Origin of the sequence: Robertmurraya sp. DFI.2.37 (assembly GCF_029211245.1) — a bacterium.
Classification (GTDB): domain Bacteria; phylum Bacillota; class Bacilli; order Bacillales; family Cytobacillaceae; genus Robertmurraya; species Robertmurraya methanolica_A.
On the sequence record NZ_JARGEJ010000004.1, the window covers coordinates 15,363 to 28,645 of the forward strand.

The window sequence follows — 13,283 nt, forward strand, 5'->3', positions numbered from 1 at the left end:
TAAAGCCTAAATAAATTGATTAATACAGATTAATAGAATTGATGAAATGCAAATCCATAATAGGACATAGACTCCATTGTTTTTGCCTATTTCGTAAGATGAAAGCTGCGGCAATAGACCGCTTATTAAAATGTTGGCTCCGCTAAAGGGACTGCCTTGCATCCCTGCAACAAATCCTACGAGTAGCGCACTCGAAAATACGGCTTCGTCCATTCCGAAAAGCTCCGGATTAATTAGCTTCGCTGCGAAGATCATGCCGATAAACTGATGAACGCCGACAGAGGACAACGCTAGAATAAACAGCATTGTAGCTGGAATATAAAAATAGACCGCCCCTTCCACCCCAATCCATGGAAGATGTTGCATGACGACATGATCTATACCGGTTACTTCAAGCGTATGAATAAACAAACTTGCACTAATGATGATGGCGTACAATCCAAATGAACGAGGATTTTCTTTGAAAATTCTAACTATTAATCCTTCATACCAGCCTTTTGCGTCCTTCAGGCAAACACTCCAAATAAATGTGAATGGGAGCACGCTGACTACAATCGTTTCCATAATGCCAAAATGAAACAACCATTCAACCAAAAACAGAAATAAAAAATATCCGCATAAAGGGGCAAACACAAGTATTAATCGACGCTTATTCAGATTCCCATCGTACTCCACAGACTTCTCCGCTGCATCCTCAAAACGCATTTTTCTCTTTGCCATATAATAAGAAAGCCATAAGCCAACAACGACTAATACGAGATTAATTGGCAAAATCGTGATCCATTTCGTTCCCGTCAAATCTATTGCCATCGCAATTGCTGCTCCAACCGGAGTGATCATCATGGCAATTCCAAAAGAACGTCCAATTAACTCAGCTGTGATAGCTTGTCTATCTTTCTGTTGCTCCTTGTGAATAAAAATCACTTTTGCAATCGGAATCGCTGCTAAGTTGATCAAGTTCGCCAAGAAAAAACTAAAATAATGAGCGAGCTTATAAGCAGGTGCTTTTTTATTCAGCATGGCAACGAGCACTTTCAAATCCTTGACAAATTCACCTGCAGGATAGGAAATAAGAGGAATCAAACTAATAAAAAGAATGAGCTTTAATAAATCTGCAAATCCCGCCATCATGTGTAATATCGATTCACCATTTAGCATCACCACAAAAATTGAACATACAATTAACAGTGTTGAAACTAAAAAATAAAACTTTCCAGAGCCTATAAAAGCGGTGAAAAAAAGGAATAGTGATACGTATGTTAAGGACGTCCACAAAAAATCCACCGGATAAACTGTATAGGCCAAATACATGATAAAAGCGGCAGTGAAAGCGAGTCCTCTTATAGCAAATAAATTACGCATTTTTAGCTTTCTTCTTTGGTTTTATTACGAAAAATATTGTTAATATGGTGAAAATAAAGAATAACAAGGCAATTGGCCTAGTGAAAAATGGAGTTAAATCTCCACCACTTTGAATAAGCCCATTTCTTAAATACTTTTCAAAGCTTGCTCCCAATAACAAAGTAATAACGAGCGGCAACGTAGAGAAATTCCACTTATCCATGAAGTATCCTATAACACCAAATATCGCCATAATCCACACATCTTCTATACGAAAGCCAATATTATAGCTACCAGCAATACTCATAACCAAGACAATTGGCAGTAAATATACTTTTTTTGCAGAAAGCAAAAATGGAAATATTCTCGCCCCAATGGTCACCATGAAAACATACATAATAACGACAGAGATAAAAAATGAAATGAATAAACCTGTCATAAAGTCTGGCTGATTTGTAAACAATAGTGGTCCAGGTTGAAGCCCATGCATCTGAAGCCCACCGAGCAGAAGGGCTGTTACACCATCCCCAGGTATTCCAAGAGCAAGCAAAGGAATTAACGCACCGCCGATGACCGCGTTATTCGATGTTTCCGATGCTACAACCCCTTGAATGTTTCCATTTCCAAAAGTTTGCGGTTCCTTGCTGCTCTTTTTTGCTCGGTCATATGCAACAAATGTCGCCAATGATGAACCGATACCAGGCAATATCCCGATGACTGTTCCAATCAGGCTCGAACGGGAAAAATTAGAAGCAGATTCCTTCATATCTTTCATCGTTGGAATTGTTCTTTTCAATTTGCTTTTTGGAATGATCGGTGTACTTTGATCTGTTTCCAGCTCAATAAAGACCCTTGAAATAACAAACAACCCAATCATTGCCGGTACTGCAGGAATTCCATTGCTGAGGAATTCCAGACCGAGCGGATTTCGGTCTGCCGCATTAATGGGATCAAACCCCCACGACGCCAAAATTAAGCCCAAAACCGTTACGATGGCACTTTTAAAGAAATCCCCTGTTAAGCCAGCAACCATTACAAAGGCAAAAAGCATGACCATTGTATATTCAAATGGAGTAAAGGATAGTGCTAGCTTTGCTAGCTGTGGTGCAAGCATAATAAGAAACACCAGCGAAACAAGAGACCCAATTAAATTGGACATTGCCCCCATCCCAAGTGCATATGTCCCCATTCCCTTTTTAGCAAGAGGGTATCCATCAAATGCTGTTGTAACCGACGAAGGGGTTCCAGGCATGCCAATTAAAATCGCTGCAACTACTCCCCCTGATATGCCCCCAATATAAGCAGCTAAAAGTGTTGCAATTCCCGCCAACGGGTCCATTCCATAGGTGAGCGGGAGCAACATAACAACTGCTAACGTTGCTGTTAAACCTGGAATGGCTCCAAAAATGACCCCTAGCACCGTTCCAATCAGAACATATATGATCGTGGGACTTAAAAGAACGTCTGATAATATACTTAAAAAATCCACTTTTCCAGCCTCCCACCTCAAGCATCAAAATAATAAAGTATTAGGAAAATAAACATTAATAAGATTAAAAAGAATGTATAATATTCCGTTTAGCCCTAGACTAAACAAAAGGGAAACGATCCATTTCTTTTTTGCCCAATCAAACATTAGCCATGTGAGCAAGAAGACGAATAGAAGCGATGTGACATAATAACCGATATAAGTAAATCCTAGTACAAAGACAAATAACAAAATCATGGATACGAAGATTTTCATTCGGCTCTTTTTACTGATTATTTGTTGCGTTATTTCTTCATCAGTGCTTTGACCCTTTTCCAATTGCTCAACCTTACGTTGTAAAAGCCACTCTTTGCTAATACCACCTGCTGAAAAAACAATTAAAAGCCACGATAGAATAACAACATAATCCTTTTGATTAAGCACATCGCCATTAAAACCAAGCGTACTAATGTTCGCAGATGTAATTAAAAATACAATGCCACATATCAACAAAGCAGCTTGGATTGCCATATTTCTTTTCATATGCAGCCCCCTAGTTTTCCCTCTATTCAAACAATGCAATATAGGACGAGAACAAAGTTTTTCGTACCTTTGAAATTGGAGTGTAATTGCAGGAGCAAGCTCACCTTACAATTACACCCCTTTATGATTTACTTATTCATTCAAATCAATGGTCTCTGCTAAACGATCAAACAGCTCTTGTACCTGCTTATTGATGTCTGTAAATTTCTCGATATTCAAAAATTCTGACTGCATTCCATTCGTCGCTGTCATTTCTTTAAAGGCGCTTGTTTCGGCTACTTTTTCAATCGTTTCCTCCCATATATCTAACACTTCCTGCGGAGTACCTTTTGGTGCGTAAAAACCAAATCTGACTACAACATCTGTATCCATTCCAAGCTCACCTAACGATACAGCATCTTTTAAAGCTTCATGAAAATGCCTATCCAAGCTGGACGTGACTAAAGGTATCGCATCTCCAGATTCAACATATTGGATAGAATCAGGTGTTGATGCCATACGCAAATCCACTTGTCCACCAAGATGGGCGGTAATCAAATCTGCACCACTTTGGAACGGGACTAATTTAAACAACCCTTCTGCATCGACCGCCTGAATAATTGCCTCATAGGCTAAATGAGCAGTTGAACCAATGTTGGGAACCCCAACTGAAATACTGCCGGGATTTTCTTTTGCTGCTTGGAGATAGTCATCAAATGTTTTATATTCTGAATTCGCATTGCCCACTAATACATTGGGAGTATAGGCGACTTGTCCAATAAGTTCATAATCTTCATAAGAAATATCTAACTGACCAACCGCATTCATTGCATTTAATGTTGAATGGTGAAGCAAAATAGTATGACCATCTGGCTCAGCTTTCAAAACTTCCTGTAACCCATTTTTCGTATTTGCTCCTGGTAAGTTTACTACCGTAACATTTTCATCAAATAGTTTCTCTTTATTCATCACATCTGCAACTGCTCTTGCAGTTAAATCACTTGTACCACCTGGATCATAAGGAATTACAATCCTCACATCCTTCTCAGGAAAGCTTACTGAATTTCCCCCATTTTCTCCCCCTGAGGAGCTAGAACCACATCCAGACAAAATAACTGCCAATACTACAAATACAAAAAATAAATGTTTGTACCTCATTTTCTTCATCCCCCTTATTTCACATTAAAGTAAACGCTGCCAAAAGTTGGCCTATTCATGCTTTTTGGCTAATTACAGTTCAGCTATATCTTTATAAGCTTGAACGATCTCCTTAATCTCTGCTTTTACAGACTCAGAAACTGGACGCACAGGTAGTCTTGCACTGCCCACGCTTACACCAGCCACATTCATTGCTTCTTTTAAAACAGACGGTAAGCTCCCTTTTTGGAAGGCATTTCGGATCTGTCTCAATTTTCTTTGTTCAAGTTCCGCCCCCTCTAGGTCGCCTTCTTTCCATTTTTCATATATCGATACTACAACCTTCGGAAGTAAGTTGGCTGTTGCTGCAATAGCACCACCTCCACCAGCCATCAATGTCGGCAGGATTAATGAATCGGTACCAACTAAGACCGTGAAGTCAGAACTTTGCGCTTCTAAATTTTTCAGTACATTGTCAAAACTTCCGCTGCTATCTTTAATAGCTACAATATTAGGAATATCCGCTAGCTTTCTGACCGTAGCTGGTGAAAGTGGATTACCAGTCATACCGGGAATATCGTATAAAATAATCGGTATCTTGACTGCCCTTGCGATCATTTCATAATGACATTTCAGTTCTTCCTGTGATAGTTTAACGAAATATGGGGTAATGACAGAGACTGCCTTTACACCGATTTCCTCCATTTGTTTTGTTAATTCAATGACTTCAACTGTACTATTTCCTCCTGTTCCTGCGTATACTGGAACGCTGCCCCCTGCTTCTTCGACAGCGATCTTGGCAATCATGATCTTTTCTTCATTTGTTAGTGAGAAAAACTCTCCGTTGCTCCCCAAAATAAATACACCGTGACAACCTGCTTCCATAACGTTTCTTACAAGATGTCTCAATACTTTTTCTTCCACTTTCCCTTGCTCGTCGAATGGAGTGACTAGAGCTGGTATGATGCCGTAGGGTTTAAACATTTACATTTCCTCCTCGCTGTTTTTTGGTGCGAGTTCTGCTGCCATCTTTAATGCCTCTAACAACGAACCTTCATCCGCTAAATTTTTTCCAGCTATATCAAAAGCTGTACCATGGTCAACGGAGGTTCGAATAATGCCCTCTTTTAGCCCCACTGTGATATTAACTCCAGCTTCAAGTCCTAACACTTTTACTGGACCATGCCCTTGATCATGATAACAGGCAACAACAATGTCAAAATCTCCTCTTATCGTTCTGAAAAATAATGTATCGGCTGGATACGGACCCGAAACCTCGATTCCTTCTTCCTGTGCTTTTCGAATACCAGGAATCAGCTTTTCCTCTTCTTCCCCATTTCCAAATAATCCATTTTCTCCAGCATGCGGATTAATTCCACATACAGCGATTCGAATTTGGGTGAATCCTGCTCTTTTCAATGTTTCATGGGCTAGACGAATCACCTTATAAGTGCGATCAGGATTAATTAAATCAATCGCATTTCGCAATCCAACATGCGTTGTTAAATGGATGACCTTTAATTTGGGCGCCGAGAGCATCATGGAAAAATCCTCTGTCCCTGTTAAATCCGCGAGAATTTCTGTATGCCCTGGGTACAAATGTCCCCCTTTATGAAGCGCTTCCTTATTTAAAGGTGCAGTGCATATTGCGTCAATTTTTTTCTCCAACGCCAAAGCAACCGCTTCCTTTATATAACAAAAGGCAGCGTGACCTGCTTCAGCACTTACTTGCCCGTATGGGAGATCGACTGGCAATAAGGATAAATCAATGCAGTCTATCGTCCCTTTTTTAAAAACTCCTTCTTCAGGTGAATCAATGATATGAAATGTTACACTGTCTTTTAGCAAAGCTGCTTCTCTTTCTAATATTTTTGCATCTCCAATCACAACTGGACGAGACATTTTATAAACTTCATTCGACCTTAACGCCTTCAAGATAATCTCAGGTCCTACACCAGCTGCATCTCCCATGGTTATACCAATGATCGGCCGCATTTTAACCTGCCCCCTCTCAAGATGGATAATGATTGTAGTAATGAACTCTCTGCTCCAAACCCTCCTGCTTTTGTAATAGCAGTAATTTCTTTTGGATGTATGAAAGTACCGATTGGTATCCCATTCTCCACTTCATCCAATAGCTTAAATTCATGGATGCCCATAGCAAAACATACTTTTTTAGCCGTATCCCCTCCCGTAAGAAATATTCTATTAATCTCAAACTTCTCCAAAGTCTTTGCCGTTATTAACCCTAATGTTTCCGATATTTTTTCACTAACCATCGTTGCCGTCATTCCAAAAGCTGCACCTGTATCCTGTGCTAGTTTAACTTCTTCTGGATTGCCTGATGAATATAAAACAATGTCGAAGTTTTCCTCCATTCCTAACTTAATGGACTCGAGCACTCTTGTTATTTCTTTTTTATACGCTTCCTCGCCCGCTACAATGCAGTGAGAGTTCACTTTAATGGCTTTTACGAAGGGGTCAGATGAGACGATTTCAAGCTGTTTTCGGGTATTTTTATGGACGCTCCCGATAACCATTAATACGGGATGCTCATTTCTACCTAACTCGAATTCATGTTGATTTAACGATTGACCTTCCACAAGGTAATCAGCCAACCCTGCTGACCCGGACCAAACAACTTGGTAATCTGTAGCTTGAACAAAATTACTGATTTTTTCCAAATCCTTATTTGTCACTGCATCGAACACTAACAATGGGACCTGTTCAGCATAATAATCGGCCAAGCTCCTCTGAACATGGGCCTCTCCTTTGGCCAAATCGGCTACTGTGATGATGCCTGCTCTCAAATTCATGTCCTCTTCCAACATCTCCACAATATTTGACCTTACAACAGGTGTTTTCGGATCATCGGCAAATTCCGTTTTATGTAGCGGCTTTCCATCAATAAAAAGAACGCCGTTTTCTACTGTTCTACCATTATCCGGATAAGCAGGAGCAAAAATCATAAAATCAGGTCGAAAGCTATCATACACTGCTTGCATTTCAGCTCCAATCTTCCCCCTTAGTGTCGAGTCCACTTTTTTATAAACGACTTCAGGATTCATTTTTTTGATGAGCACAGAAGTTTGTTTGACACGCTGATAAGCTTCTTCAGCAGATAAGGCCCTGCTGTCTGTATCAATGACCAGAACATCCAGGTCAGACTGAAGAGGACTTTCACTGGACATCCACACAGATGTCATAAACCCTTTTCTCGCAAATTTAACACCTGTATCATTTGCCCCCGTTAAGTCATCTGCTATAATCCCAACCCTCAAAATTTCTCCTCCTAATTCCAAAATCCTTAAAATTCAGCAACCGCTTACAAATATGTTGAAAAAAACAACACATCCTCCATGATTGCATCGTTTTTTATTTCATAATTTTAAGATAACGGCAATATGTTTAAAAATCAACACAAAAATATGATATTAAGTTAATACATTGAAAATAGTTGCATTTTGAAACAAAAATAGCTAAAAAAAGACTGGATACTTAACTTCCAGTCTCTTTCTCTTTATTTATTATTCAACTTTCTCCATAAGGTTGAACGATTTATCCCTAACCGTTTTGCTACTCTGGACTGGTTCATATTTTCTTGCCGCATCACAATATCAATAATGTCTGCCTCTATCGCCGTCAAAGGCTGCTCAAGATTAATCACTTGTCCATCTGACCCCTGATTTTCTTGCAAAATCGGCAAAACTTCTTCGGATATATATTCATCAGCAGTTACTTTAACAAATTCTTCTACCATTTTTTTTAGTTCAATCAAATTTCCATTCCACGGATGACGCTTCATTATATCTATCACTTCGGACCTGACTCCGACAATTTGTTTTCCATATCGTTCATTGTAATGAACGATAAACGTTTTTACCATTTCTTCTAGCTCCTCCATTCTTTCTCTCAGAGGAGGGAAATAGAGCAGACTTTCATTTAATAAACGGTAAAGCTCCGGATCGAAACGATTTTGATTGGCATTTAGAACATCATGTTCACCAATAAAAGCAAACACTAGATGAGCTCTTATCTTGCTGTATAACTGCATGAACTTTTCCTGTTGTACAATGGATGTGTTTTCAACACCTTTAATATAAATCAAATCGGGCTCGTCCATTTCCTTTTCAAGCATTATTAAAAATTGATTGAAGCTCTTCATTGTTATCCTGCCTAGCTTCACCTCTATTAGAACGCTCCCCTTTGGAAAGTGAGACTTAAATAACGATTGCATAAACATACTCTTTCCTGCACCCTCTTCCCCGCTAACAGCAATTGGAAGATGAGATTCCATTCTTTTTTTCCCTACAGCTACCGCATTATGAAAGAGGGCAGATGAAAGTAACAGCTGTGGGTAGCTTTCCATTTTATGATAGAAAACGACAGGGATTTCTTCCTTCAATTGGTTCGGCCTTTGTAATGAAAAAATATAAAGGGGCCTCTGTTTTTTTCTTTGAAAATAATTAGCCTTTATCGTGTACAGCTCATCTGTATCCTGGATCGCAAGCTGGTACTGCAGCTTCAACCCACTTTTGATAAACTGCACGATTTTTTTAAAATAGGGCTGCACTTCAAAGAGTGATAATACACTCCCCTGCACGATTGGCTCTATTTGCAGCGTCTTGTAAAAAGATTGATTGGCAAAACGCACTGTACCATCCTCTTCTATTAAGGCAATAGGCGTATCAACCTCGTATAGAATATTTTGATAAAACATTGTTTCTTCACTTAATCTTTCTAATGCCTGGTGCATATGTTTTGCCTTTTCAAAAGCCTCTATAATCGATTCTCTTCCAGAGGTGATTAACACTCCCTGCAATCCCATCTCATTTGCCAAACGAACCGTTATCGTATCGCCAACAATAATCTTTACACCATTCTCCTTCGCCTTTCGTATTGCTAGCTCCACTTCATCCTTATGCGTAATAACCGTATAAGCAATATCAATATCAATCAGTTTTGAAATTGATTCAAACCCTTGAATGATATTTTTAAATGCAATCATCTCCATCGGCTGTTGATATCCTTTTAATAACGTTAAAATGCGTAAAATATCATAACCTGAGACTTCTATATCAATAACTGGAATAGATGTATGCTCTCTAAGCATGTCTGCGGTTCCACCACGGCTAATAATAAAATCAATCTCTTCATCCTTATAAGTCTCCAACAACAGTAAGCTTTCTGTTAAGTCTGCCATATGAATGATAATCTCAAATGAAGCGAGATCACCCTCCATCGCTTTTATCGATTCCATCAAACCTTGATAAGGCGCAATAACCAATACTTTTATCTTCAGATTCACCATTTTTCACACCTACAATCCTAATTTGCTCCCTCTGAATACGCTTTAACAAATATATATATTGCAACAATCATTATAATTACTTTCATAATATATGTAACCATTTCATTTTGCAACAATAATCAAATTGATTATATGTAAGATTTTCCAGTTTAAAAGAAAAGAAGGGAATGAATCGTGATTAGAGAGGAAGAAGAGAGGAAGAAAAAAAGCCAAACCTCTATGCGTGAGGCTTAGCTTTTTGGTGGAGCTGTTCAATATATGCATATGCTTGATCGATTTCTTCTTCCGTGTAATTTTGCTTCTTTTTAAGAGTGTGAACTTTTTCCTCGACCTCTTTTCTATCGAGATTATCAAAATAAAGAATGGTGGACACAAGCTCAAGAAATCGTGCACTTTGCTCATTCATGTCGGTCATGCAATCCTCAAGGCATGGCATATCAATTTCATTTAAACTAAGGAACTCTTTACCTGTTTCCGTTAAAGTGTAACGATATTGATAATATCCACCTTTATTCTCCTTCACTTCATCGACAAATCCCATATTACAAAGCTCTTCCATTCGTAAGGTTAGCTCTTCAGAGTATGGCCCGTAAAAATGAAATTGAAATCGTTCCTGGAATGGGAATGTTATTTTCTTCGCAATATATATCATCTTTTGCAGCTTCTTCCGACCAGTTATTTCACCTGAAGCGGCAAGTGCTTGCATCAGCTTAGCGTGATCTTTTAACAAGACAAGGTCAACTCCTTATAATTCTAAAAGCGTTCGAATTTGCTCTTTTATATTTTTCTTTGTCGTATCATCGATTAATAAATCCTCTGGATAATAGAGCTTATGATCGGTTCTTCTTTTTCCAGAAATAGCATCGACAATCTCGGACTCACGGGAAAGTTCTCGAATGTCCCCATTGCCCATAAGTAGTTGAATAGGAAGCCTCTCCTCCTCTTCTCCTGGTCGATAGAAGTCATAAGGAAGGTCCGATGAGGAATCGACAACTAAATAATATTCTGGGTCCAACCCAGCCTTTATAAAAAGCGTCGAGAGTTCTGCCAGCTTCTTATATTCCTTCGCAGGATCAAATTCCACATACTTAAATAGATTTCGATTCACAAATCGCTTACATAAATCACTTAATATGTCATCCTCTTCATCCTGCCACATTTGAAAATAGTAGAGGATAATCGATTCATCTAGCTTTAAATAGTCTTCTAAGGTGAGAGTGTCCTCAAAAATGGAGGTAAAATGGGTTGGCTCTTGATGAAAAACGTATTGATCGTGATACAGTTCTTTTGCTCTGTGCAAGATTTTCGTCAAAATCACTTCCGCACTTCGAGTTACAGGATGGAAATATACTTGCCAGTACATTTGGTACCGGCTCATAATGTAGTCTTCTACAGCGTGCATCCCTGTTTTCTTAATAACGACCTGATCCTCATGGGGGCGCATCACACGCAAAATTCTTTCCATATCAAAATGACCGTAGCTCACACCGGTAAAATAGGCATCTCTTTGTAAATAATCCATTCGGTCTGCATCGATTTGACTTGAAATTAAACTGATCACAATTTTATTCTCAGACGTCTTTCCAATTACCTCTGCCACACGTTTCGGAAAATTAGGCTCCACCCTCGAAAGCACAGCATTTACTTCTGTGTTCCCTAAAATAATGGCCTGAGTAAAATATTCATGATCAAGGGCAAATACTTTTTCAAAGGAATGGGAGAACGGACCATGGCCAAGATCATGAAGTAACCCTGCACAAAGAGATAGCAAGCGATCCTCTTTGTTCCATTTTGGCCTATCGACAAAAACGTCATCGACAATTCTGCGGATAATTTCATACACTCCTAAAGAATGATTAAAACGGCTATGCTCTGCACCGTGGAAGGTTAAAAAGCTTGTCCCTAATTGTTTAATTCTTCTAAGCCTTTGAAATTCCTTTGTGCCGATCAAATCCCAAATTACTTGATCCCGAACGTGAACATAGCGATGTACAGGATCTTTAAATACCTTCTCTTCCTTCAGCTTTTGCTCAGCGTAATCCATTTTCTACCTCCTCTCCATAAAGCATCCCGGCATCGTTACGAAACGAACTTATCTAGTTATACATTATATCCTTGTTCCATTTACAAATCATTACATAATGAAAAAATTAGAGAAAATTCGACAAAAGTCCTAGAATCAACAAAAGAAAAAATCACCTTTAATGAAAATTCAAGAAAGGTGATCGACATTTGGAAATACGACATTATTTTTTTAATTTTTTATTCACTTTTTCCATTAATTCCTCTTCTGTTAACGCAGCCAACGGACGATTATTAACAAAAGCAAAAGTCTTCTTTCGCCCAGGGCCACAATAAGATTGACAGCCAATATCAATTGTCGCATCGGGATCGATGGCTTTTAGTTTCGGAATCAATGTTTTTAAGTTCACGGCCTGACAATCATCGCAAACTCGAAATTCGTTTGCCATAGTATTACAACCCTTTCTATCAATCGATCATCTATACGGATATAATTATACTTTTTTGCCAATCATAAGGCTTAAATAATGAATTTACACATTCGCCATTTTACCTCTTCTCTTAGCCGATTGCAAGTTCACACATCTCTATCGATTTGGAAAAATTTTAAAAAATCTACTATCCTTTTAATCACTTTTGTATAAACCTTTGCAAAACTGGTCATCCTGTGACTAAGCACGATAAAAAATTAGAATTAAACACATAAGGGGTTGAAAAAAATGAAGGTTCGTCAAGACGCATGGACAGACGAAAATGATTTATTGTTAGCAGAAACTGTACTAAGACATGTACGCGAAGGAAGCACACAGCTAAACGCATTTGAGGAGGTTGGTGATAAGCTCAATCGAACTTCGGCAGCATGTGGATTCCGGTGGAATGCAGTTGTTAGACATCGCTACGAAAAAGCGCTGCAGTTAGCAAAAAAGCAACGTAAACAAAGGCAAAGAATGCTAGGGAAGGAACAAGGTGGAAAAAAGAAATTACTATATTCACCGCCCACTCCTTCGATGGACGAGATGACCTTTTTGTCTCAAACAGCAGAGACAGACGTACAACCAAGCGGCGAAATGAGTGTAGCAACACCTGTTGCAACACAAACATATACTGGACAACTAAATTTGGAAATGGTGATCTCCTATTTACAGAATCTAGATAGTTCTAATTTTCAGGTTGATATATTAAAAAGTGAGAATGAAAGATTGAAACGTGAAAATGCCGAAATGCGTAAAACAAACCAGGAACTGCAAGCAAAAATCGAGCAGTTGGAACAAAACACTGTCACCATCCAAGAAGATTACGAGACCCTCATGAAAATCATGAATCGGGCAAGAAAACTTGTTTTATTTGAGGAGGAAGAGCGTCCTGCCTCCACATTTAAGATGGATCGCAATGGAAATCTAGAAAAAGTAGCTGAGTAACAAGGGGGATATGGCGAAGAACTTTCTGAACTTAGCCGTAGATCTTGTTTAAACAGAGCTGGTG

12 protein-coding genes are annotated in these 13,283 nt (G+C 38.8%); 1 reads left to right on the top strand and 11 read right to left on the bottom strand.

The window, feature by feature from the left end:
- Window positions 1-6 precede the first annotated feature (6 nt).
- The 11 genes from PZE06_RS03305 to PZE06_RS03355 form a co-directional block, all read right to left on the bottom strand.
- Window positions 7-1,362: a hypothetical protein gene (locus PZE06_RS03305; RefSeq protein ID WP_150914442.1), complete on the bottom strand. Its 1,356-nt coding sequence runs from the start codon at window positions 1,360-1,362 to the stop codon at window positions 7-9.
- Entirely contained in the window at window positions 1,355-2,830 is a 1,476-nt protein-coding gene (locus PZE06_RS03310; RefSeq protein ID WP_150914443.1) for a tripartite tricarboxylate transporter permease, read from the bottom strand. Before PZE06_RS03310 ends, PZE06_RS03305 begins: the two co-directional genes overlap by 8 nt.
- A 24-nt stretch (window positions 2,831-2,854) precedes the next feature.
- Window positions 2,855-3,352 carry a tripartite tricarboxylate transporter TctB family protein gene (locus PZE06_RS03315; protein ID WP_150914444.1) on the bottom strand — a complete coding sequence of 166 codons (498 nt, stop codon included), beginning with the start codon at window positions 3,350-3,352 and terminating at the stop codon, window positions 2,855-2,857.
- Window positions 3,353-3,484: 132 nt separating this feature from the next.
- Entirely contained in the window at window positions 3,485-4,489 is a 1,005-nt protein-coding gene (locus tag PZE06_RS03320; RefSeq protein ID WP_191963146.1) for a tripartite tricarboxylate transporter substrate binding protein, read from the bottom strand.
- Window positions 4,490-4,561: 72 nt separating this feature from the next.
- On the bottom strand, window positions 4,562-5,452 hold the full coding sequence (gene dapA / locus PZE06_RS03325) for a 4-hydroxy-tetrahydrodipicolinate synthase (RefSeq protein WP_150914446.1): 891 nt from the start codon (window positions 5,450-5,452) through the stop codon (window positions 4,562-4,564).
- Window positions 5,453-6,463 (bottom strand): 4-hydroxythreonine-4-phosphate dehydrogenase PdxA, encoded by a 1,011-nt coding sequence (pdxA, locus tag PZE06_RS03330; RefSeq protein WP_150914447.1) that lies wholly within the window; start codon window positions 6,461-6,463, stop codon window positions 5,453-5,455.
- Window positions 6,442-7,749, bottom strand: a complete 1,308-nt coding sequence (locus PZE06_RS03335; protein WP_150914450.1) for a four-carbon acid sugar kinase family protein — start codon at window positions 7,747-7,749, stop codon at window positions 6,442-6,444. The genes pdxA and PZE06_RS03335 overlap by 22 nt, the downstream gene beginning before the upstream one ends.
- Window positions 7,750-7,988: 239 nt before the next feature.
- On the bottom strand, window positions 7,989-9,779 hold the full coding sequence (locus PZE06_RS03340) for a sigma-54-dependent Fis family transcriptional regulator (protein WP_150914452.1): 1,791 nt from the start codon (window positions 9,777-9,779) through the stop codon (window positions 7,989-7,991).
- A gap of 217 nt (window positions 9,780-9,996) precedes the next feature.
- A complete protein-coding gene (locus PZE06_RS03345; RefSeq protein WP_095312193.1) occupies window positions 9,997-10,509 on the bottom strand; it encodes a YwgA family protein in 513 nt (170 codons plus the stop codon).
- A gap of 15 nt (window positions 10,510-10,524) precedes the next feature.
- Window positions 10,525-11,823 (bottom strand): HD domain-containing protein, encoded by a 1,299-nt coding sequence (locus PZE06_RS03350; RefSeq protein WP_150914454.1) that lies wholly within the window; start codon window positions 11,821-11,823, stop codon window positions 10,525-10,527.
- Between the two features lie 202 nt (window positions 11,824-12,025).
- Window positions 12,026-12,250 (bottom strand): YuzB family protein, encoded by a 225-nt coding sequence (locus PZE06_RS03355; RefSeq protein ID WP_095312200.1) that lies wholly within the window; start codon window positions 12,248-12,250, stop codon window positions 12,026-12,028.
- 270 nt (window positions 12,251-12,520) lie between these two features.
- Here PZE06_RS03355 and PZE06_RS03360 point away from each other — a divergent pair, with 270 nt between their 5' ends.
- A complete protein-coding gene (locus PZE06_RS03360; RefSeq protein ID WP_137743447.1) occupies window positions 12,521-13,219 on the top strand; it encodes an RsfA family transcriptional regulator in 699 nt (232 codons plus the stop codon).
- Window positions 13,220-13,283: the final 64 nt, after the last annotated feature.